The sequence below is a fragment of the Streptomyces cinerochromogenes genome, assembly GCF_014648635.1.
Lineage (GTDB): Bacteria > Actinomycetota > Actinomycetes > Streptomycetales > Streptomycetaceae > Streptomyces > Streptomyces cinerochromogenes.
Genome location: NZ_BMRM01000008.1, coordinates 363,672 through 388,868, shown reverse-complemented (window position 1 = coordinate 388,868; position 25,197 = coordinate 363,672). Strand labels below are relative to the sequence as shown.

The following is a 25,197-nucleotide window of genomic DNA, read 5'->3' as shown; positions in this document are numbered from 1 at the left end:
TCCGGCTGGTGGAGTCCTGGGGTGTACGGCCGGACGTGCTGGCCGGGCACTCCATCGGTGAGGTCGTCGCGGCGCATGTGGCCGGGGTGCTGTCGCTGGAGGACGCGGCGGCGCTGGTAGCGGCGCGGGGTCGGTTGATGCAGGCGCTGCCGTCGGGTGGTGCGATGGTCGCGGTGGCCGCGACCGAGGCGGAGATCACCGAACACCTCGGTGACGGTGTGGACTTGGCGGCGGTGAACGCGCCCGGCTCGGTGGTCCTGTCCGGCGATGAGGCAGCGGTCACGGCTGTCGCGGAGAAGCTGCGCGAGCAGGGCCGCCGGGTCAAGCGGCTGACCGTCTCGCATGCTTTCCACTCGGTGCTGATGGAGCCGATGCTGGCCGACTTCGCGCAGGCTCTGTCGGGGCTGACGTGGAACGAGCCGGTGATCCCGGTCGTGTCGAACGTGACCGGAGAGCTGGCCGAGCCGGGCCAGTTGACCGACCCTGCCTACTGGGTCGAGCACGTCCGCCGCCCCGTCCGTTTCGCGGACGGCATCAAGGCCTCCGGCGGATCGGTGTTCCTGGAGCTGGGCCCCGGCGGCGCCCTGACCGGCGCCATCACGGAGTCGGCCGACGACACCGCGGTGAGCGTGGCCGCCCTGCGCGACGAGCGTGGCGAGGCACAGACCCTCCTGTCGGCCGTGGCCCGTCTCTTCGTACACGGAACCAAGGTGAACTGGGCGGCGGTCCTGCCGAAGGGTGCCACCGAAGCGCACGTGGACCTGCCGACGTATGCCTTCGAGCACCGTCACTACTGGCTCCAGACGGCACCGGCCACGGACGCGGTCGCGCTCGGTCAGAGCACGGCGAACCATCCGCTGCTCGGTGCGGTGGTGCCGTTGCCGCAGTCGGACGGGCTGGTCTTCACCTCGCGGCTGTCCCTGCGCACGCACTCATGGCTGGCCGATCACGCGGTCGGGGGAGTGGTGGTCGTGCCCGGTGCCGGGCTGGTGGAGCTGGCCGTGCGGGCCGGTGACGAGGTCGGCTGCGGTGTCGTGGACGAGTTGGTGATCGAGGCCCCGCTGGTCGTGCCGGAGCAGGGCGGCGTGCGGGTGCAGGTCACGGTCGAAGCCCCCGACGCGGAGGGGCGCCGCCCGGTGGCCGTCCACTCCGCGCGGGAGGACGCCGTCGGCGAGATCGGCGCGGGCGCGTGGACCCGGCACGCCACCGGACACCTCACCGGTACGCCGACCACTCCCGACGCCTTCGACTTCAGCGCCTGGCCCCCGCCCGGCGCGCAGGCGGAGGACCTGTCCGGTGCGGACGAGCGACTGCTCCGGAGCGGCTACGAATACGGTCCGGTCTTCCAGGGGCTGCGGGCACTGTGGCGGCGCGGCGACGAGCTGTTCGCCGAGGTCGTGCTGCCGGACGGACAGCGGGACGCGGCGGCCCGGTTCGGCATCCACCCCGCCCTGCTGGACGCCGCCCTGCACCCGGCGCTGCTGGGGGCCAGGGCGACGGACGACGCTGAGGTCCGGCAGCCGCTGGAGTGGAGCCGGCTGGAGCTGCACGCCGAGGGTGCCACCGCGCTGCGCGTGCGCCTCGCGCCGTCCGCCTCCGGGGCGCTGGCGGTCCAGGCCGCCGACGAGGCCGGCGGCACGGTCGTCACGGCGGAGGCCGTCACGCTACGGCCGGTCCCGGCCGGGCAGCTGACGGCGGCGGCCGGCACCGGCGCGGACGACGCGCTGTTCCGGGTGGAGTGGAGGGAGCTGCCGCCCGCGTCCGGTGCCGGTGAGGTCCCGGACGTGACGGTGGTCGAGGCCCGTACCAGCGGAGACGACACCCCCGTGGCATTGGCGGGGCGGGTGTTGGCCGCCGTACAGGGCTGGTTGGCGGATGAGGGCGCCGAGGACGGCCGGCTGGTCGTGGTGACCCGGGGTGCGGTGCCGGCCGGGGGAGAGGGGGCGGTCACCGATCCCGGTGGGGCGGCCGTCTGGGGTCTGGTGCGGGCCGCGCAGGCGGAGAACCCGGACCGGATCGTCCTCGTCGACACCGAGACGGACGAGGTGGACCTCGACGCGGTGCTGGCGACCGGCGAACCGCAGGTGGCCGTCCGCGGTCCGGCGCTGTACATGCCGCGGCTGGCCCGGCTGTCCGCGGCCGGAGGCTCCGAGGCGCCGCTGCTGGACCCGGAGGGCACGGTCCTGATCACCGGTGGCACCGGAATGCTCGGCAGCGCGGTCGCCCGGCACCTGGTCGAGCGGCACGGTGTGCGGCATCTGCTGCTGGCGAGCCGGCGGGGTCCGGAGGCCGAGGGCGCGGATCGGCTCGTCGCCGAACTCGGGGAGCGGGGTGCCGCCGTGTCCGTGGTCGCGTGCGACGTCACCGATCGTGACGCGGTCGCCGCGCTCCTCGCCGCCGTACCGGACGCCCGTCCGCTGACCGGTGTCGTCCACGCGGCGCGTGTCTTCGACGCTGGGGTGATCGGCGAGATGGACCAGGACCGGATGGAGCGGGTCTTCGCCCCGAAGGTGACGGCGGTTCAGCACCTGGACGAGCTGACCCGCGAACTCGCCCCCGAACTGGCCGCGTTCGTTCTGCTGTCCTCCGCCTCCTCCGTCTTCCTGGGCGCGGGCACCGGCGGTTACGCGGCGGCCAACGCCAGTCTGGACGCGGTCGCCCACCGGCGCCGGGCGGCCGGACTGCCCGCCGTCTCGCTGGCCTGGGGCCCGTGGGAGCCGACGGGCGGCCAGGACACGGCCGGCGGAGAGGCCGCACGGAACCGGACCGGCAGGCGAGGAGGCGTCGTACCGCTCACGCTCGCGGAGGGCATGGAGCTGCTCGACGCGGCCCTGTCGGCGGGTGAGGCGCTGGTGGTGCCCGTGAAACTGGACCTGAGGGCGCTGCGCGCCGACGCCGCGCTGGGTGCCGGTGTCGCGCCCCTGCTCCGGGGACTGGTCCGGACCGGCCGGAAGGCCGCCCGGGCCGGTGCCGGGGACTCCGGCGGACTCGCCCGCAAGCTGGCCACGCTCTCCCCGGCCGAGCAGGAGAACCTGCTGCTGACGCTGGTGCAGGGCCAGGTGGCGACCGTCCTCGGGCACACCGGGGCGGACCAGGTCAGGGCCGAGACGGCGTTCAAGGACACCGGGTTCGACTCCCTCACCTCCGTCGAACTGCGCAACCGGCTCCGCGAGGCCACCGGCCTCAACCTGCCCGCCACCGCCGTCTTCGACTACCCGACCCCCCTCGCCCTCGCCCGTCACCTGCACGACCGGCTGGCCCCGGGCGACCAGGCCGCCCCGACCACGCACCCCCTGCTCGCCGAACTCAGCAAGCTGGAGGTGCTGCTGTCCGACACCGCACCCGACGACACCACCCGTGCCCAGGTCGCCACCCGGCTCCAGGGCCTGCTGACCACCTGGTCCACGGCGAACGTCACCGAACAGCACGCCGAGGAGGGCGTGGACTTCGACTCCGCCTCCGACGACGAACTGTTCGAGCTGATCGACACCGAGTTCGGCCACTGACCACAGCCACCAGCCGACCAGCCCCCAGTCACCAGCCGACCAGCCCCCAGCCCGCTAGCGGCCGGCCCCCCGGCCAGAACCCACCGGCCGTCCAGTCCGGCCATGTCCACGCCCGCCCCGCAGTCCACCTGACGCCTTAGCCCCAACTAGGAGCTGACCCGCAATGGCGGATGAAAGCAAGCTTCGCGACTACCTCAAGCGCGTTCTCGCCGACGCGCGCCGCTCCCAGCAACGCGTCCGTGAACTTGAGGCCGAGAAGGCGGAGCCGATCGCGATCGTGGGCATGGCGTGCCGGCTGCCCGGCGGGGTGACCGGCCCCGACGACCTGTGGCGACTCGTCCGCGAACGCGGCGACGGCGTCTCGGGGTTCCCGACCGACCGAGGCTGGGACCTGGAGGAGCTGTTCGACGCCGACCCCGACAAAACAGGCAAGTCCTACGTCGACCAGGGCGGCTTCCTGCACGAGGCGGCCCTCTTCGACGCGGGACTGTTCGGTATCTCACCGCGTGAGGCGGTGGCGATGGACCCGCAGCAGCGGCTCCTCCTCGAAATGTCCTGGGAGGCGCTGGAGCGGGCCGGCATCGACGCGCTGACCCTCAAGGGCTCGGACACCGGCGTGTTCGTCGGCGTCATCAACGAGGGTTACGCCACCGGCGGCCCGGTCCCGCCGGAGCTGGAGGGCTTCACCGGCACCGGCACCACCGGAAGCGTGGCTTCGGGCCGCATCTCGTACGTCTTCGGTCTCGAAGGCCCCGCGGTGACCGTGGACACGGCCTGCTCCTCCTCCCTGGTCGCCATGCACCTGGCCGCGCAGGCCCTGCGGCGCGGGGAGTGCTCCATGGCCCTGGCCGGCGGTGCCACCGTCATGGCCGGCCCCGGTATGTTCATGCAGTTCTCCCGGCAGCGCGCGCTGGCCGCCGACGGCCGCTGCAAGTCGTACGCCGATGCGGCCGACGGCACCGGCTGGGCCGAGGGCGCGGGCGTGGTCGTCCTGGAGCGCCTGTCCGACGCCCGCCGCAACGGCCACCGGGTGCTCGCCGTCGTCCGCGCGTCGGCCGTCAACCAGGACGGCGCGTCGAACGGCCTGACCGCTCCCAACGGCCCCTCCCAACAGCGCGTCATCCGCAAGGCGCTGTCCGAGGCGGGCCTGACCCCGGCGGACGTGGACGTGGTCGAGGGCCACGGCACGGGAACGGTCCTCGGCGACCCGATCGAGGCGCAGGCGCTCCTCGCCACCTACGGCCAGGACCGCGAACGGCCGCTCCTGCTCGGTTCGTTGAAGTCCAACATCGGCCATACGCAGGCCGCCGCCGGTGTGGCCGGCGTCATCAAGATGGTCCAGGCGATGCGGCACGGTGTCCTGCCCGCCACGCTGCACGTCGACACCCCTTCCTCCCAGGTCGACTGGTCGGCCGGGGCCGTCGAGCTGCTGACCGAGGAGCGGGACTGGCCCCGGACCGGCCGCCCGCGCCGGGCCGGCGTCTCCTCCTTCGGCGTCAGCGGCACCAACGCCCATCTGATCCTTGAAGAGCCCCCGGAGGAACCGTCGGCTGCGGAGCCGGTGCCCTCGGCCGACGGCGTGGTCCCCCTGGTGGTGTCGGCGGCCTCCGAAACGGCCCTGACGGGCCAGGCCGGCCGCCTGGCCGCGTTCACCGCCGGCACGGACGTCTCCCTCCCGGATCTCGCGGCCGCTCTCGTCTCCCAACGAGCCCTGCTCGGCGAACGGGCCGTGGTGGTCGCCGGGTCGCGGGAGGAAGCGGTGGCCGGGCTGGCGGCGCTGGCGAACGGCGAGAGCAGTCCTGCCGTGGTGAGCGGTGGTGCGGGGGCTGCTGGGCGGACGGTGCTGGTGTTTCCGGGTCAGGGGTCGCAGTGGCTGGGGATGGGCCGGGAGTTGCTGGAGTCCTCGCCGGTGTTCGCGGAGCGGGTCGAGGAGTGTGCCCGGGCGCTGGAGCCGTGGGTGGACTGGGACCTTACGGCCGTTCTGCGCGGTGATGTCGATCTGCTGGACCGGGTCGATGTCGTCCAGCCGGCGAGTTTCGCGGTGATGGTCGGTCTGGCGGCGGTGTGGGCGTCGGTGGGTGTCGTACCGGATGCGGTGGTGGGTCACTCGCAGGGTGAGATCGCGGCCGCCTGTGTCGCCGGAGCCCTGTCGCTGGAGGACGCGGCCCGGATCGTCGCGGTGCGTAGTCGGGTGATCGCCGGGGAGCTGGCGGGCCGGGGCGGGATGGCCTCGGTGGCACTGTCCGAGGAAGAGGCTGTCGCCCGGATCGCCGACTGGGATGGGCGCGTTGAGGTCGCGGCTGTCAACGGTCCGACCTCGGTGGTGGTCGCCGGTGACGCGGAGGCGCTGGACGAGGCGCTGGCCGTGCTGGAGGCCGACGGTGTCCGTGTCCGGCGGGTGGCGGTGGACTACGCCTCGCACACTCGTCATGTCGAGGCGATCGAGGGCGCGTTGGCGGAGGCGTTCGCGGACGTCCGCAGCCAGGCCCCGCTGGTGCCGTTCTTCTCCACGGTCACCGGTGAGTGGGTGCGTGAGGCGGGGGTGCTCGACGGCGGCTACTGGTACCGGAACCTGCGCAGTCAGGTGCGTTTCGGCCCGGCGGTGGCCGCGTTGCTGGCCGAGGGCCACACGGTGTTCGTCGAGTCCAGTGCCCATCCGGTCCTCGTCCAGCCGGTCAACGAGATCGTGGACGAGGCGACGGTGGAGTCCGACACCGTCGTCACCGGGTCCCTGCGCCGTGAAGAGGGCGGTCTGCGGCGGCTGCTCGCGTCGATGGCCGCCGTGTTCGTCAAGGGCGTGGCCGTGGACTGGACGGCCGTGCTGCCCGAGGGCAGCGGCGACACCCCTGTCGACCTGCCGACGTACGCCTTCGACCACCGGCACTACTGGCTCCGGCTGAACGGAGCGACCGACGCGACGGCCCTCGGGCAGGCGCCCACGGACCACCCGCTGCTCGGTGCGGTCGTGGAAGTACCCGAGAGCGGCGGTGTGTTGTGCACCTCGCGGTGGTCCCTGCGCACGCACCCCTGGCTGGCGGACCACACCGTCGGCGGGGTGGTCCTCGTGCCCGCCGCTGCCCTGGTCGAGCTGGCCGTGCGGGCCGGTGACGAGGTCGGGTGCGGAACCGTGGACAAACTCACGGTCGCCGCCCCGCTGGTGCTGCCGGAGCAGGGCGGGGTACGCGTCCAGGTCGCGGTCGGCGGCGTGGACGAGAGCGGCTGCCGCACGGTCACCGTGTACTCGACACGCGAGGACGCCACCGAGGTGGTCGGGGCGGAGGCCTGGGTCCGGCACGCCACCGGTGTGCTGACGGCGACGCCCAAGCCCGGCGAGAGCCCGCGGGGTGACTTCGGTGCCTGGCCGCCACCCGGTGCCCAGCGCGTCGACGTGGAGGCGCTGTATGGCGGACTGGTCCGGCGCGGTTACGAGCACGGGCCCGCCTTCCGGGCCGTACGGGCGCTCTGGCGGCTCGGTGAGGAGATCCTCGCCGAGGTCGCCGTACCCGAGGATGAGCGTGAGGAGGCCCAGCGGTTCGGACTCCACCCGGCGCTGCTGGACGCCGCCCTGCACCCGGCCCTGCTGGACGCGGCCGTGGCCGACGGCGGCTCCCGGGTGTGGCAGTACCTGACCTGGCGCGGTCTCGCGCTGCACGCCGTCGGCGCCACGGCGCTGCGGGTACGGATCACGCCGCTCGGCCGGGAAGCGCTGGCGCTGGAGGCGGTCGACCAGGCCGGCGGGCTGGTCCTGCGCGCGGAGTCGGCGGAGCTACGACCGCTCGCCGCCGGACAGTTGGAGAGCGCCGCGGGTACGGCGAGCGACGACTCCCTGTTCCGCGTCGAGTGGACCGCGCTGCCCGGAGCCGCCACCCCGGCGGGTGAGCAGCCGGTCTGGGCCGGGGTGCGCTCGGCCGCCGATGTCGCCGCCCTGGCGGAGGGCGCTGCGGAGGAGCTGCCCACGCTCGTCGTCCTGGAGGCCTTCGCATCCCACGACCAGGGCGCGGACGACCCGGCGCTGGCGCTGACGAACCGGGTGCTGGCGGCGGTGCAGGCCTGGCTGGCCGCTCCCGCCCTGGAGCCGACCCGGCTGGTGGTGGCCACCCGTGGCGCCGTGCCTGCCGGCGCCGACGGAGCCGTCACCGATCCGGCGGGCGGCGCGGTGTGGGGCCTGATCCGGGCCGCGCAGTCCGAGAACCCGGACCGCATCGTGCTCATCGACCTCGACCCCGACGTCGCCCCCGGCCCCCACCCCGACCCGGACCTCGCCCCCGACCCGGACTTCGGCCTCGACCTGGACCTCGCACACGGACACCTCACCCCCGAACTCGCCCCCGTCCTCGGCCACCTGACGACCGACTCCGAGCCCGAACTGGCGTTGCGCGGCGAGATGCTGTACATCCCCCGGCTCGCCCGCGCCACCGCGGCCGGCGGTCCCGACCGGGGGGCCGCCGAAGGGCCCCGCGCGCTGGACCCGGAGGGCACGGTCCTGATCACCGGCGGTACCGGCTCGCTCGGCGGACTGCTGGCCCGGCACCTGGTCGTCCGCCACGGCATCCGTCACCTCGTCCTCGCCAGCCGCCGCGGCCAAGCCGCCGACGGAGCAGCCGAGTTGGTCGCGGAACTCACCGGACTCGGCGCCGCCGAGGTCACGGTGGCCGCCTGCGACGTCACGGACCGCGACGCGGTCGCCGCCCTGCTGACCGAGGCCTGCCGGGGCGGACGCCCGCTGACCGGGGTCGTGCACACCGCCGGTATCGCCGACGCCGGAGTGATCGGCACCATCCGGCCCGAACAGGTCGCGGGCGTCTTCGCACCGAAGGTGACCGCCGTACGGCACCTGGACGAGCTGACCCGCGAACTGGCTCCGGAACTGGCCGCGTTCGTCGTCTTCTCCTCCGTCTCCTCCGTCTTCCTCGGCGCGGGCACAGGCAGCTACGCGGCGGCCAACGCCTTCCTGGACGCCGTGGCCCACCAGCGCCGGGCCGCGGGCCTGCCCGCCACCTCCCTCGCCTGGGGTCTGTGGGACCAGGCCACCGGCGGCATGGCGGCCGGCATGGACGACCTCACCCGCAGCCGGATGAACCGGCGCGGCGGTGTCCTGCCCATGTCCCCCGAGGAGGGCATGGACCTCTTCGACGCCGCCCTGCGCACCGGCGAGGCCCTGCTCGTCCCGGCCAAACTGGACCTGCGGCAGCTGCGCACCGACGCCGGGGCCGGCCGGGCGGTCCCCACTCTCCTGCGCGGCCTGGTGCGCACCGGCCGGCAGACCGTGCGGGCCGCGGCCGGCGACAGCGGCGGCGGCCTGGCGGACCGGCTCGCCGGACTGGGCGCAGCGGAGCAGGAGGCGCTGCTGCTGGATCTGGTGCGCACGCACGCGGCGACCGTGCTCGGCCACGCCGGCCCCGAGGGCATCAAGCCGGACACGGCGTTCCGTGACTCCGGGTTCGACTCGCTGACCTCGGTCGAACTGCGCAACCGGCTCCGCGAGGCCACCGGCCTCAAGCTGGCCGCCACGGCCGTCTTCGACCACCCGAACCCGCTGGCCCTGGCCCGTCATCTGCACGGCGAGCTGGGTGAGACGACGGCGACCGTCCCGGCACCGGCGACGGCCCCCGCGCTCGCCGACCCGGACGAGCCGATCGCGATCGTCGGCATGGCCTGCCGCCTCCCCGGCGGCGTCAACAGCCCGGAGGAGCTGTGGCGGTTGGTGTCCGAGGGCCGCGACGCGATGTCCGGCTTCCCCGACGACCGCGGCTGGGACCTGAGCGGCTTCTTCAGCGACGACCCGGACCAGGCCGGCACGTCCTACGTGAGCCAGGGCGGCTTCCTCTACGACGCAGCCCTCTTCGACGCCGGCTTCTTCGGCATATCCCCGCGTGAGGCGCTGGCGATGGACCCGCAGCAGCGGCTCCTCCTCGAAACGTCCTGGGAGGCACTGGAGCGGGCCGGTATCGACCCGCTCTCCCTGAAGGGCACGGACGTCGGCGTCTTCTCCGGCCTGATGGGCCAGGGCTACGGCACCTCCGGCCCGGTGCCGCCCGAACTGGAGGGCTTCACCGGCACCGGAGGCATGGGCAGCGTGGCCTCCGGACGCGTCGCCTACGTCTTCGGCTTCGAGGGCCCCGCCGTCACCGTCGACACCGCCTGCTCCTCCTCCCTCGTCGCGATCCACCTCGCCGCCCAGGCCCTGCGCGGCGGCGAGTGCTCGATGGCCCTCGCCGGCGGAGCCACCGTGATGGCCACCCCCGGCACCTTCGTCGAGTTCTCCCGGCAGCGGGGTCTGGCCTCGGACGGCCGCTGCAAGTCGTACGCGGACGCGGCCGACGGCACGGGCTGGGCCGAGGGCGCCGGAGTCGTCGTACTGGAGCGGCTGTCGGAGGCCCGGCGCAAGGGTCACCGGGTCCTGGCGGTGGTGCGGGGCAGCGCGGTGAACCAGGACGGCGCGTCCAACGGCCTCACCGCCCCCAACGGTCCGTCGCAGCAGCGGGTCATCCGCAAGGCGCTCGCCAACGCCGGGCTGACGACGGCGGACGTCGACGCGGTGGAGGGCCACGGCACCGGCACCGTCCTCGGCGACCCGATCGAGGCCCAGGCCCTGCTCGCCACCTACGGCCAGGACCGCGAACAACCCCTCTGGCTGGGCTCGTTGAAGTCGAACATCGGGCACACCCAGATGGCCGCGGGCGTGGCCGGAGTGATCAAGATGGTCCAGGCCATGCGACACGGCATCCTGCCCGCCACCCTGCACGTCGACACCCCGACCTCCCAGGTCGACTGGTCGGACGGAGCGGTCGAACTGCTGACGGAGGCCCGCGAGTGGCCGGACGTGAACCGGCCGCGCCGCGTCGGCGTCTCCGGCTTCGGTGTCAGCGGCACCAACGCCCACGTGATCCTGGAGCAGGCACCGGAGGAACCCGCCACCGAGCCGGTGACCCCGGCCGACGGCATGGTGCCGCTGCTCGTCTCCGCGCGGAGCGCCGGCGCCCTTGCCGGGCAGGCGGCACGACTGGCGGAGTTCGTCGGCCGAACGGAGCTTCCCCTCACAGCCGTTGCGGGAGCGCTGGTGTCCCGGAGGGCGGTGCTGTCCGAGCGGGCCGTGGTCGTCGCCGGGTCGCCGGAGGAAGCGGTGGCCGGACTGGAGTCGGTGGCCGCGGGCGAGGCCTCGCCGTTCGTCGTCACCGGCTCGGACACCGACGGCAGGACCGTGTTCGTGTTCCCGGGGCAGGGTTCCCAACGAGCCCGTATGGGACGCGAGTTGTACGCCAGGTATCCGGTCTTCGCGCAGGCGTTGGACGAGGCCTGCGCCGCCCTGGACGGGCAGCTCGACCTGGATCACTCGGTCAGGGACGTGGTCTTCGGTGACGCGGGTGACGGTCTGCTGGACCGGACGGTGTTCACCCAGGCCGGGCTGTTCGCGGTGGAGTCGGCGTTGTTCCGGCTGGTGGAGTCCTGGGGTGTACGGCCGGACGTGCTGGCCGGGCACTCGATAGGCGAGGTCGTCGCCGCGCATGTGGCCGGGGTGCTGTCGCTGGAGGACGCGGCGGCGCTGGTGGCGGCGCGGGGTCGGTTGATGCAGGCGCTGCCGTCGGGTGGTGCCATGGTCGCGGTGGCCGCGACCGAGGTGGAGATCGCCGAGCACCTGGGTGACGGTGTGGACTTGGCGGCGGTGAATGCTCCGGGTTCGGTGGTCCTGTCCGGTGACGAGGGAGCGGTCACGGCCGTCGCGGAGAAGCTGCGCGAGCAGGGTCGCCGGGTGAAGCGGCTGACGGTCTCGCATGCTTTCCATTCGGTGCTGATGGAGCCGATGCTGGCCGACTTCGCGCAGGCTCTGTCGGGGCTGACGTGGAACGAGCCGGTGATCCCGGTCGTGTCGAACGTGACGGGAGAGCTGGCCGAGCCGGGCCAGTTGACCGACCCGGCCTACTGGGTCGAGCACGTCCGTCGTCCCGTCCGTTTCGCGGACGGCATCAAGGCCTCCGGCGGATCGGTGTTCCTGGAGCTGGGCCCCGGCGGCGCCCTGACCGGTGCCATCGCGGAGTCGGCCGGCGAGGACGCGGTGAGCGTGCCCGCCCTGCGCGACGACCGCGACGAGGCACAGACACTCCTGCTGTCGGTGGCCGAGCTGTTCGTCCGCGGCGCGCGGGTCGACTGGGCGGCGGTCCTGCCGAAGGGTGCCACTGAGGCTCAGGTGGACCTGCCGACGTATGCCTTCGAGCACCGTCACTACTGGCTCCAGACGGCACCGGCCACGGACGCGGTCGCGCTCGGTCAGAGCACGGCCGACCATCCGCTGCTCGGTGCGGTCGTGGAGGTTCCGGAGACGGGCGGTCTGCTGTGCACGTCGCGGTTGTCGCTGCGTACGCATCCGTGGCTGGCGGACCACGCGGTGGGCGGGGTGGTGCTGGTGCCCGGTACCGGGTTGGTCGAACTCGCGGTGCGTGCCGGTGACGAGGCCGGGTGCGGGGTGCTGGACGAACTGGTCATCGAGGCCCCTCTCGTCGTGCCCGAGCAGGGCGGTGTCCGGGTGCAGGTCGCCGTGGGAGGTCCGGACGACAACGGCGCGCGGACGGTGGCCGTCTACTCGGCCCGTGAGGACGCCGTCGGCGAGATCGGCACCGACGCCTGGACCCGCCACGCCACCGGCACCCTCACCAGCACGGTCCCGGCGACCGGCGGCACCTTCGACTTCACCGCCTGGCCGCCGCCCGGCGCCGAGCGGGTCGAGGTGGATGTCGACGCCTTCTACTCCGGGCTCATCGAGAAGGGGTACACGTACGGCCCGGTGTTCCAGGGCCTGCGGGCGGTGTGGCGGCGCGGTGGCGAGGTGTACGCCGAGGTCGCCGTGCCGGACGGGCAGCGTGAGGAAGCGGCCCGGTTCGGCATCCACCCCGCCCTGCTGGACGCCGCCCTGCACGCCAACGGATTCGTCACCCCGGCCGACGCGACCGCTCCCGGCGACGCACCCGGCACGGTCCTGCCGTTCGCCTGGAACCGGCTGGCGCTGCACGCCTCGGGCGCTTCGGCGCTGCGGGTGCGGGTGGCACCGTCCGGGCCCGACGCGGTGGCGGTCCAGGCCGCCGACGAGACCGGTGAGCCGGTGCTGACGACCGAGTCCCTGGTGTTCCGCGCGGTCAACGCCGAGCAGTTGCAGGCCGCGGCCGGCGCGCCCCGCGCTGACGCGTTGTTCCGCGTGGAGTGGACCGACGTCACCGTGCCGACCCGCTCGGGCACCCCGGCGCCGGCCTGGGCGCGGGTCGCCACCGCCGCCGATCTGGCCGTTGACACCGTGCCGGAGCTGCTGGTCGTACCTGCCGACGGCTCCGACGACGCCTTGGAGCGCACCGCCCGGGTCCTGGACGTCCTGCAGGCCTGGCTGGCCGGCGGGCGGCTCGCGGAGTCCCGGCTCGTGGTCATCACCCGGGGCGCGGTGCCCGCCGCCGGTGAGGACACCGTGACCGACCCGGCGGGGGCGGCCGTCTGGGGGCTCGTACGGGCCGCCCAGGCGGAGAACCCCGACCGGATCACGCTCATCGACACCGACACGCCGTTGGAGGACGACGACTCCCTCGCCGCCCTCCTCACCACCGCTGCGGCGGCCGGCGAACCGCAGCTCGCGCTGCACGGTACGACCCTCCGCGCCCCGCGCCTGGTACGGGCCGCCACCGCCCCCAGGGACCCGAGCTGGAACCCGGACGGCACCGTCCTCGTCACCGGAGGCACCGGCTCGCTGGGCTCCCTGCTCGCCCGGCACCTGGTTGAGCGGCACGGCGTCCGGCACCTGGTGCTGGCGAGCCGGCGCGGCCCGGACGCCGAGGACGCGCCGGAACTGGTCACCGAGCTGACCGCGCTCGGCGCGACGACCGTACGCGTGGCCGCCTGCGACATCGCCGACCGCGAGGCGGTCGCCGCCCTGCTGGACTCCGTATCCGACGAGCATCCGCTGACCGCAGTCCTGCACACCGCGGGCGTCCTGGACGATGGCGTGATCGGCACGCTCGACCGGGAGCGCCTGGCCCACGTCTTCGCGCCGAAGGTGGCGGCCGTACACCACCTGGACGAGCTGACCCGCACGCGGGACCTGACGACGTTCGCGGTGTTCTCCTCCGCCTCCGGGCTGTTCGGTTCGGCCGGGCAGGGCAACTACGCCGCCGCCAACGCCTGGCTGGACGCCGCGATGGCCCGGCGCCGGGCGGCCGGCCTGCCCGCGCTGTCGCTGGCCTGGGGGCCCTGGGAACAGACCACCGGGATGACCGCCGGCACGGAAGCGGCGGCCCGCACCCGCGGCAACCGGCGCGGTGGCATCCTGCCGCTCGCCCCGCAGGAGGGCCTGGCCCTCTTCGACGCGGCCCTGACCGGCGGCGACACACTGCTGGTCCCGGTCAAGCTGGACCTCAGAGCCGTACGCACCGAGGCGGCCACGGGCTCCGGAGTGCCGCCGCTGCTCCGCCAACTCGTCCGAGCCGGGCGGCAGTCGGCGCGGGCCGTGGCCGGCGACGGCGGGGACGGCCTACTGCGTCGGCTGGCGGGTCTCGACCGCGACCGGCAGGAGGCCGTGCTACTGGACGTCGTCCGCGGGCATGTGGCCGGTGTACTCGGTCACGCCGGAGCGGACGGCGTCGGGACTGAGACGGCGTTCAAGGACGCCGGGTTCGACTCCCTCACCTCCGTGGAACTGCGCAACCGACTGCGCGCCGCGACCGGGGTCAACCTCTCCGCCACCGTGGTTTTCGACTATCCCACGCCGCTCGCCCTGGCCCGCCACCTGCACGGTGAACTCGTCCCGGAGGGCGCCGTCGGGCAGCGGTCGACGGCGGAGGCGGACGAGGAACGGTTGCGCCACGCGCTGCTCACCCTCCCGCTGGATCGGTTCCGAGAAGCCGGCCTGCTGGACGCGCTGGTCCAACTGGCCGCCATTGAACACGGCGCACCCGCGCCCGACGAACCGGACACCACGCAGGGAGCACTGGCTGACTTGGACGTCGACGACCTGGTACACCTCGCGCTCGGCGACAGCGAATCCCTCGAAGGCTGACACGGCACACGACAGATTGGGGCAGGGACAGTGAGTGCTTCCTACGAGAAGCTTGTCGAGGCGCTGCGGAAGTCGCTGGAAGAGGTCGGCACGCTGAAGAAGCGGAACCAGCAGCTACTGGCCGCGTCGCGCGAGCCGATCGCCATCGTGGGCATGGCCTGCCGGCTCCCCGGCGGCGTCAACTCGCCTGAAGACCTGTGGGAGTTGGTCGCCGAGGGCCGTGACGGAGTGTCCGGCTTCCCGGACGACCGCGGCTGGGACCTCGGCACCCTGCTGGACGCCGACCCCGAGTCAACCGGCACCTCCTACGTCGACCAGGGCGGGTTCCTTCGGGGCGCCGGCCTGTTCGACGCCGGTTTCTTCGGCATCTCACCGCGTGAGGCGCTGGCGATGGACCCGCAGCAGCGGCTGCTGCTGGAGACGTCGTGGGAGGCGCTGGAGCGGGCCGGCATCGATCCCCTGTCGTTGAAGGGAACGGACGTCGGCGTCTTCAACGGCATCATGGGCGTCGACTACTTCGCCGGCGGCAGCGTTCCGCCTGAGCTGGAGGGCTTCACCGGCACCGGCGCCGCGTCCAGCGTGGCCTCCGGCCGCATCTCCTACGTCTTCGGCTTCGAGGGCCCCGCCGTCACCCTCGACACCGCCTGCTCGTCCTCCCTGGTCGCCATCCACCTCGCCGTGCAGGCGCTGCGGCGCGGCGAGTGCACGATGGCCCTGGCGGGCGGCGCCACCGTCATGGCCACACCCGGCCTGTTCATCGACTTCTCCCGGCAGCGGGGCCTGGCCGCCGACGGCCGCTGCAAGGCCTACTCGTCCACCGCCGACGGCACGGGCTGGGCCGAGGGCGCGGGAGTCGTCGTCCTGGAACGACTGTCGGAGGCGCAGCGCAAGGGGCATCGGGTGCTGGCCGTCGTACGCGGCACAGCGGTCAACCAGGATGGCGCCTCCAACGGCCTGACGGCCCCCAACGGTCCCTCACAGCAACGGGTCATCCGCAAGGCCCTGGCCGCGGCCGGATTGGCCCCCGCCGACGTGGACGCCGTGGAGGGCCACGGCACGGGCACGGTCCTCGGCGACCCGATCGAGGCCCAGGCCCTCCTGGCCACCTACGGCCAGGACCGCGAGCAGCCCCTGTGGCTCGGATCGCTGAAGTCCAACATCGGGCACACTCAGGCAGCCGCGGGCGTCGCCGGCGTCATCAAGATGATCCAGGCCATGCGGCACGGCGTCCTCCCGGCCACCCTGCACGTCGACGAACCGTCCCCCCGCGTCGACTGGGATACGGGCGCCGTACGACTGCTCACCGAGGCCCGCGACTGGCCGCCACTGGACCGACCGCGCCGTGCCGGCGTCTCCGGCTTCGGCGTCAGTGGCACCAACGCGCACGTCATCCTGGAACAGGCACCGGAGGAGCCCACTGCCGAGCCGGTGGCCCCCGCTGAGGGCCCGACACCAGTGGTGGTGTCGGCGCGGAGCGCCGGTGCGCTGGCGGGGCAGGCGGGGCGGTTGGCCGCGTTCGTGGGCGAGACCGATGTGCCGTTGGCGGCGGTTGCGGGGGCGCTTGTGTCCCGGCGGGCGGTGTTGTCGGAGCGGGCGGTGGTCGTCGCCGGGTCGCGTGAGGAGGCGGTGGCCGGGCTGGAGACGCTGGCTGCGGGTGAGTCCTCACCGGTCGTGGTGACGGGCTCGGACGTCAACGGCCGGACCGTGTTCGTGTTCCCGGGGCAGGGGTCTCAACGGGTTGGCATGGGGCGTGAGTTGTATGAACGGTATCCGGTGTTCGCGCGGGCGTTGGACGACGCCTGTGCGGCATTGGACGGGCAGCTCGGCCTGGAGCAGTCGGTCAAGGATGTGATCTTCGGGGACGCGGGCTTGCTGGGCCAGACGGTGTTCACCCAGGCCGGGTTGTTCGCGGTGGAGTCGGCGTTGTTCCGGTTGGTGGAGTCCTGGGGTGTACGGCCGGACGTGGTGGCCGGGCACTCGATCGGCGAGGTCGTCGCCGCGCATGTGGCCGGGGTGCTGTCGCTGGAGGACGCGGCGGCGCTGGTCGCGGCGCGGGGTCGGTTGATGCAGGCCCTGCCGGCGGGTGGTGCGATGGTCGCCGTGGCCGCGACCGAGGCGGAGATCGCCGAACACCTGGGTGCCGGTGTGGACTTGGCGGCGGTGAACGCGCCCGGTTCGGTCGTCCTGTCGGGTGATGAGGCGGCGGTTCTCGCTGTTGCGGAGAGGCTGCGCGAGCAGGGCCGCCGGGTCAAGCGGCTCACCGTCTCGCACGCCTTCCACTCGGCACTGATGGAGCCGATGCTGGCGGAGTTCGCCGCGGCCTTGGATGGGCTGACCTGGAGCGAGCCGTCGATCCCGGTGGTGTCCAACGTGACGGGCCGGCTTGCGGAGCCGGGCCAGTTGACGGATCCGGGCTACTGGGTGGAGCACGTGCGCCGTCCGGTCCGGTTCGCCGAGGGGATCGCCGCTTCCGGCGGGTCGGTGTTCCTGGAACTCGGCCCCGGCGGAGCGCTGACCGGTGCGATCACGGAGTCGGCCGGCGAGGACGCGGTGAGCGTGCCCGCCCTGCGCGACGAGCGCGGCGAGGCTCAGACCCTCCTGTCGGCCGTGGCACACCTCTTCGTACGCGGCACCGAGGTGCACTGGGCGGCAGCCCTCCCGAAGGGCGCCACCGAAACACACGTGGACCTCCCGACGTACGCCTTCGACCACCAGCCCTACTGGCTCCCGGCCCCCCGCCCCCTCATGGATGCCACCGCCCTGGGGCAGGGCGCGGCGGATCATCCGTTGCTGGGGGCGGTGGTGCAGCTGCCGCAGTCCGACGGGCTGGTGTTGACCTCCCGGCTGTCCCTGCGCACGCATCCCTGGCTGGCGGACCACGCCATCGGGGGAGTGGTGCTGGTCCCCGGCACCGGGCTGGTGGAACTCGCGGTACGGGCCGGTGACGAGGTCGGCTGCGGAGTGCTGGACGAGCTCGTCATCGAGGCGCCCCTGGTGGTCCCGGAGCAGGGTGCCGTACGGGTCCAGGTCGCCGTCGGCGGGCCGGACGAGACCGGCGCCCGCAGCGTGGAGGTGTACTCCACGCGCCAGGACGTCGGCACGGAGAGCGGTCCGGACGCCTGGACCCGGCACGCCAGCGGCACGCTCAGCACGGCCGCCACCCCCACCGACACCTTCGACTTCACCGCCTGGCCCCCGCCGGGCGCCCAGCAGGTCGACATCTCCGGCGGCTACGAGAAGCTGACGCGCGCGGGTTACGGCTACGGCCCGGCGTTCCAGTGCGTGCGGAAGGTCTGGCGGCGCGAGGGCGAGCTGTTCGCCGAGGTCGTCGTACCGCAGGAGCAGCGGGAGAACGCCGTCGGGTTCGGTATTCATCCGGCGCTGCTCGACGCCGCGCTGCACGCGAGCATCCTTGACGCGGCTGCCGAGGTGGCCGACGGTGCTGCGGCGGAGGAGGAGGCGGTCGTGCGGCTGCCGTTCGCCTGGAACGGGCTCACGCTGCACGCCTCCGGTGCCACGTCGATCCGGGTACGGCTGCTGCGGCCCGACCCGGACACGCTGTCGCTCGAGGCCGTGGACGACACCGGCGGCCCGGTGCTGACCCTGGACTCGCTGGTCTCGCGGGCCGTCTCCAGCGAGCAGCTCGAAGCGGCGGCCGGTGCACCCGGCACCGACGCGCTGTACCGGGTGGAGTGGAGCGAGCTGCCGCCCGTGGCCGGTGCCGGCGCCGGTGTGGCGTCGGTGGTCGACGCCCGTGCGGCCGGAAAGACCCCGGTGACGCTGGCGGGCCGGGTGCTGGAGGCCGTACAGGCGTGGCTCGCGGACGACCGGGCCACCGAGGACGGCCGGCTGGTCGTGGTGACCCGGGGTGCGGTGCCGGCCGGGGGAGAGGAGACGGCCACCGATCCCGGTGGGGCGGCCGTCTGGGGTCTGGTGCGGGCCGCGCAGGCGGAGAACCCGGACCGGATCGTCCTCGTCGACACCGAGACGGACGAGGTGGACCTCGACGCGGTGCTGGCGACCGGCGAACCGCAGGTGGCCGTCCGCGGTCCGGCGCTGTACATGCCGCGCCTCGCCCGGGTCGCCGGGGCCGCCCCGGCCGAGCCGGTGCTCGACCCGGACGGCACGGTCCTGATCACCGGCGGCACCGGCTCCCTGGCCGGGCTGCTCGCCCGGCACCTGGTGACCCGGCACGGCATCCGCCACCTCGCCCTCGTCAGTCGGCGCGGCCCGGAGGCCGAGGGAGCGCGGGAGCTGGTGGCGGAGCTTCAGGGGCTGGGCGCCGAGTCGGTCGCGGTGCCCGCGTGCGACGTGACCGACCGGGACGCGGTGGCGGCCCTGCTGGCCGGACTGACCGGGCCCGGGAAGCCCCGGCTGACCGCCGTCGTCCACGCGGCCGGTGTGTTCGACGCGGGCGTGGTCGGGGAGATCGACCCCGCGCGGCTGGAGCGGGTGTTCGCGCCGAAGGTGACGGCCGTGGAGCACCTGGACGCGCTGACCCGCGAACTCGCCCCGGACCTCGACGCGTTCGTCACCTACTCGTCCGTCTCCGGTGTCTTCCTAGGCGCGGGCACCGGGAGTTACGGCGCCGCCAACGCCTGCATGGACGCGCTGATGGCACGCCGCCGGGCGGCCGGGTTCCCGGCACAGTCCCTCGCCTGGGGCCTGTGGGAGCAGACCACCGGCATGGGCGCCGGCCTGGACGACCTGTCCCGCAGCCGCATGAGCCGCCGGGGGGGCGTGCTGGCCCTCGGCCCCGAGGAGGGCATGGAGCTGTTCGACGCGGCGCTGGGCAGCGGGCACGCCCTGCTCGTGCCGGTCAAACTGGACCTGCGCGGGCTGCGGGCCGACGCCACCGGCGGGGCCACCGTGCCGCCGCTGCTGCGCGGGCTGGTCCGCCCGGGCCGGCGTGCCGCGCGCGGGAGCGGACGCGAGGGCCGGGACGGACTGGCGGGGCGGCTGGCCGGGCTGGCCCCCGCCGAGCGGGAGGCGCTGCTGCTCGACCTGGTCCGCACCCATGCCGCAAACGTTCTCGGGCACGCCGGGCCGGAGGGGGTCAGGGCCGAAACGGCGTTCAAGGACGCCGGGTTCGATTCCCTCACCTCCGTCGAACTGCGCAACCGGCTGCGCGAGGCCACCGGACTCAACCTGCCTGCCACCGCCGTCTTCGACTACCCGACCCCGCTCGCCCTCGCCCGGTACCTCCACGAGGAGTTCCAGGGTGTGACCCCGGCCGCGCCCGCGCCGATGGCCGTGCCGCACGACCCGGACGAGCCGGTCGCCGTGGTGGGCATGGCCTGCCGGCTGCCCGGCGGAGTCGGCAGCCCCGAGGACCTGTGGCGCCTGGTCCGTGAGGGCCGCGACGGCGTCACGGGGTTCCCCACGGACCGCGGCTGGGACCTCGACGAGGTCTTCGTCGCCGACCCCGGACACGCCGGCACCCCCTACGTCGCCCAGGGCGGCTTCCTGCACGAGGCACCGCTGTTCGACCCGGTGTTCTTCGGGATCTCGCCCCGCGAGGCGGTGGCCATGGACCCGCAGCAGCGGCTGCTGTTGGAGACCTCCTGGGAGGCGCTGGAGCGGGCCGGGATCGACCCCACCGCGCTCAAGGGCACCGACGTCGGCGTGTTCAGCGGCATCATGGGCGTCGACTACTACTCGGGCGGTGACCTGCCGGAGGAGGTCGGCGGTTTCGCGCTGACCGGCGCCGGGGCCAGTGTGGCCTCCGGCCGGGTGTCGTACGTCTTCGGCTTCGAGGGCCCCGCGGTGACCGTGGACACCGCCTGCTCCTCCTCGCTGGTCGCCCTGCACCTGGCCGCGCAGGCCCTGCGCAACGGCGAGTGCTCCCTGGCCCTGGCCGGTGGCTGCACGGTGATGGCCGGGCCCGGGATGTTCATGGAATTCTCCCGGCAGCGGGCGCTGGCCTCGGACGGGCGGTGCAAGTCGTACGCCGACGCCGCCGACGGCACGGGCTGGGCCGAGGGCGCGGGTGTGGTCGTACTGGAACGGCTGTCGGAGGCGCGGCGCCAGGGGCACCCGGTCCTCGCGGTCCTCCGCGGCTCGGCCGTCAACCAGGACGGCGCCTCCAACGGGCTCACCGCGCCCAACGGGCCTTCGCAGCAACGGGTGATCCGCAAGGCGCTCGCCGCCGCCGGGCTGACCCCGGCGGACGTGGACCTGGTGGAGGGCCACGGCACGGGCACGGTCCTCGGCGACCCGATCGAGGCGCAGGCCCTGCTGGCGACGTACGGCCGTGACCGGGACCCGGAACGGCCGCTGTGGCTCGGCTCGCTGAAGTCGAACATCGGGCACGCCCAGGCCGCCGCCGGGGTGGCCGGCGTGATCAAGGCCGTACAGGCCCTGCGGCACGGTGTCATGCCTGCGACCCTCCACGTGGACGCGCCCTCCGCGCAGGTCGACTGGACGGTCGGCGCGGTCGAACTGCTCACCGAGGCCCGCGCCTGGCCGGAGGTCGAACGGCCGCGCCGGGCGGCGGTGTCCTCATTCGGCCTGAGCGGAACCAATGCGCACGTGATTCTGGAGCAGGCACCGGAGCCTGAGGCGGAGCCTGTGCCTGTGCCTGTGGTGGATGTCGTGGACGGTGTGGTGCCGTTGGTGGTGTCGGCGCGGAGTGCTGGCTCGCTGGCGGGGCAGGCGGAGCGACTGGCGGAGTTCCTCGGTGGCCAGGACGTGTTCCTGCCGCGTGTGGCGGGTGCGTTGGTCGCTCAGCGGGCGGTGCTGTCCGAGCGTGCGGTGGTGGTGGCCGGTTCGCGTGAGGAGGCGTTGGCGGGGCTCGGTGTGCTGGCGCGGGGTGAGTCGAGCCCTGGGGTTGTCAGCGGTAGTGCCGGCGGTTCGGTCCGTACGGTGCTGGTGTTCCCGGGGCAGGGTTCGCAGCGAGCCGGTATGGGGGGTGAGTTGTACGACCGGTTCCCGGTGTTCGCCGACGCTTTCGACGAGGTGTGCGCGGCGCTGGACGGGCAGCTGTCGGGCTGGGTGGAGCATTCGGTCAGGGACGTGGTCCTCGGCAACGCCGGTGACCTGGGGCAGACGGTGTTTACCCAGGCGGGGTTGTTCGCGGTGGAGACGGCGCTGTTCCGGCTGGTCGAGTCGTGGGGTGTGAAGCCGGATGCGGTGATGGGCCACTCGGTCGGTGAGATCACCGCGGCGCATGTGGCTGGGGTTCTGTCGCTCGCGGATGCGGCTGCGGTGGTGGCGGCTCGGGGCCGGTTGATGCAGGCGCTGCCGGCCGGCGGCGTGATGGTCGCCGTGGCGGCCTCGGAGGATGAGGTTGCCGGCCTGCTGGGCGAGGGTGTGGAGCTGGCGGCGGTCAACGGTCCGGCATCGGTGGTGCTTTCCGGTGTCGAGGATGCCGTGCTGGCGGTGGCGGCGCAGCTGGCGGAGCGGGGCCACAAGACCAAGCGGCTGGCCGTTTCCCATGCCTTCCATTCGGTCCTGACGGAGCCGATGCTCGGCGAGTTCGCCGCCGTGCTGTCGCGGGTGTCGTGGTCGGAGCCGAGGTTCCCGGTGGTGTCGAACGTGACCGGGCGGTTCGCCGAGCCGGGGCAACTCACCGACCCGCGCTACTGGGTGGATCACGCGCGCCGCACGGTCCGCTTCGCCGACGGTGTCGTGTCGGCGGGCGGCACCGCTGATGGCGGCGGTGACGTGGTCTTCGTCGAGCTCGGCCCCGGTGCCGCCCTGTCGGGTGTGGTGCAGGAGTCCGCTGGTGAGCGGGCGGCCTGCATCGCCGCGCTTCGAGACGGTCGTTCCGAAACGCAGACCCTGCTCACCGCGGCCGCCGAGCTTTTCGTCCGGGGTGTGGTCGTGGACTGGGCGGCAATGCTGCCGGCCGGTGCCGAGGCCGGGCGGGTCGATCTTCCGACGTATGCCTTCGATCACCAGCACTACTGGCTGCGTCCGGTTCCTGACCTCGACGCTGTCGGACTGGGCCTGACGGGTGCTGATCATCCGTTGCTGGGCGCGGTGGTGGCGGTGCCGGAGACCGGTGGTGTCCTGTGCACCTCCCGGCTGTCCCTGCGTACGCACCCGTGGCTGGGCGATCACCTGGTGGGCGGGGTTGTGCTCCTGCCTGGTACGGGCCTGGTGGAGCTGGCGGTTCGTGCTGGTGACGAGGTCGGTTGCGGTGTGGTGGAGGAGCTGGTGATTGAGGCGCCGCTCGTGGTGCCTGAGCAGGGCGGTGTCCGTGTCCAGGTCACCGTCGGCGGCCCCGGCGAGGACGGCACCCGCACGATCGCCGTGTACTCGGCGTCCGAGGACACCACCGGGGATCACGACAGCGACGTCTGGACCCGTCATGCCACCGGCCGGCTGGGAGCGGACCTGGCCGGGGGTGCGGACATGGCGGGCTTCGATGTCTCGGTCTGGCCGCCGGCCGGCGCCGAGAGGCTTCCGGTCGCGGGTGGCTACGATCTTCTGGCAGCGGTGGGTTACGGCTACGGTCCGGCGTTCCAGGGTGTACGTGCGGTGTGGCGGCGTGGCGAGGAAGTCTTCGCAGAGATCGCCTTGCCCGACGAGCAGCGCGGCGACGCGAGTCGCTTCGGCGTTCACCCCGCGCTGCTGGACGCCGCCCTGCACTCCGGCACGTTGGCCGCGGTGCTTGCGGACCCGGTGGACGAGGACCGTGCCGACACAGAAGCCGGCATACCCGTGCCGTTCTTCTGGACGGGGCTGCGCCTGCACGCCACCGGTGCCTCCGAGCTGCGCGTGCGGATTGTGCGGTCCGTCGACGACACCCTCTCTCTCGAGGCTGCCGACTCGACGGGTAGTCCGGTGCTCAGCCTGCAATCGCTGATCTCCCGACCCGTGTCGGTCGAGCAGTTGGGCCGGATGACGGCCGACGACAGCCGCGACGCACTGTTCGGTGTGGACTGGACCGAACTGCCGGCCGTGAGCACGCGTACAGCCAAGTCGGTGCCATCCTGGGCGTCGGTCACGTCCGCCGAAGAGGTGGCCACCCTGGCCGACGAGGTGCTGACCGGGGTGTCTGGCGCGCCCGAGGCAGTGATATTGACGGCCGCCACCAAGGGCTCGGACGTCAGCCCGCTGGACCTGACCGACCGGGTCCTGGAGGCCGTCCAGACGTGGCTCGCAGGTGGCGGCTTCGAACGTACACGGCTGGTGGTGGTCACTCGGGGCGCCGTGGCGGCGGGAGGCGACGCCACCGTCACCGACCCGGCTGGTGCCGCCGTGTGGGGATTGGTGCGCGCCGCGCAGGCGGAACACCCGGAGCGGATCATCCTGCTGGACACAGAAGCCGACGAATCCACCCCAGCCGCCGAAGCGCCAGAGGCCTCTGAAAGCACCACCCTCGCCGCACTGTTGGGCACTGTTCTTGCGCTTGGTGAGCCCCAGGTCGCGCTGCGTGGCACAGGGTTCTATGTTCCCCGGCTCACCCGGGTCGGCGTTCCGGCGTCATCCGCCTCGCCCACTGGTACGGTGCTGGACCCGGAGGGCACAGTCCTGGTGACCGGCGGCACCGGCGCTCTCGGTGCGGCGCTGGCCCGTCACCTTGTCACCAAGCACGGCATCCGCCACCTCGTCCTCACCAGTCGGCGTGGTCTGGAGGCGGACGGCGCTCAGGATCTGGTCGCCGAACTCCACGCACTGGGCGCCGAGTCGGTCGCTGTCCCGGCCTGTGACGTGGCCGATTCGGAGGCACTGAAGACCCTGCTGTCCGGGCTGACCGAGCCGTCCAGGGTGAAGCACCGGCTTTCTGCTGTCGTTCACGCCGCCGGCCTTATCGATGTCGGAGTCATCGGTGAGATCGACCGGGACAGTCTGGAGAGAGTGTTCGCAGCGAAGGTGACGGCGACACGTCGACTGGACGAGGCCACCCGAGTATTCGCTCCAGACCTCGACGCGTTTGTCGTGTATTCATCCGTATCCGCGATCTTCATGGGCGCTGGTACGGGCAGTTATGCTGCTGCCAACGCCTACATGGACGGTCTGATGGCTAGGCGCCGCGCTGACGGCCTGCCTGCGCTGTCCCTTGCCTGGGGCCCGTGGTTGCAGACCACGGGTATGGGGGCGAACCACGCCGACGAGGTCCTCCAGAGAAGGTTGAACCGGCGCGGTGGGGTGCAGCCCATGACTTCCGCGGAAGGCCTGGAGCTGTTCGACGCCGCCCTGCACAGCGACCGCTCCCTGCTCGTCCCGACCAAGCTGGACCTGCGAGCCTTGCGGGCCGATGCCGCCGCGGGCCGGGAGACTCCCACACTCCTTCGCGGGCTGGTCGCGGCCCGGCGGAAGGCTGCGCGGTCGACTGTTTCGGGCGACGAGCGTTCTCGGCTCACCGAAAAACTCGTGGAACTGCCCCCGGCTGAACGGGCGACGGCCCTCGTCGATTTCGTACGGACCGAGGTGGGAATCGTCCTCGGCTACGAGACGGCCCAGCTGATCGATGCAGACCAGGGCCTCTTCGAGATCGGCCTCGACTCGCTCACTGCGCTTGAACTGCGTAACAGAATGAACAAGTCGCTCGGTGCCAAGCTCGAGCCTGGACTGGTCTTCAACTACCCGACGCCGGCGCTGATCGCCGCCCACTTGTACGGGCGGCTCTTCGGCGAGGAAGCGTCTGGTCTCTCCGGGGTGGCCGTGTGACGGGAAATCGACACCAGCCACAAGGTGGAAACGAACGGCGAA

Annotated in this window: 2 protein-coding genes and 1 pseudogene; all 3 read left to right on the top strand. The window is 73.3% G+C overall.

Going from position 1 to position 25,197, the window contains the following annotated elements:
- Positions 1-3,506, top strand: a 3,506-nt coding sequence (locus IEZ20_RS18325; protein WP_189299857.1) for an SDR family NAD(P)-dependent oxidoreductase, incomplete at its 5' end; no start/stop codon positions are given.
- A gap of 163 nt (positions 3,507-3,669) precedes the next feature.
- Positions 3,670-14,535, top strand: a complete 10,866-nt coding sequence (locus IEZ20_RS18320; RefSeq protein ID WP_189299855.1) for a type I polyketide synthase — start codon at positions 3,670-3,672, stop codon at positions 14,533-14,535.
- A 51-nt stretch (positions 14,536-14,586) separates the two neighbouring features.
- Positions 14,587-25,155, top strand: a pseudogene (locus tag IEZ20_RS40395) (type I polyketide synthase); the annotation flags it as partial.
- Positions 25,156-25,197 lie beyond the last annotated feature (42 nt).

Excerpts from the sequence above, each read along its gene's own strand:
- IEZ20_RS18320 (WP_189299855.1), top strand. The coding sequence starts at position 3,670 with ATGGCGGATGAAAGCAAGCTTCGCGACTACCTCAAGCGCGTTCTCGCC.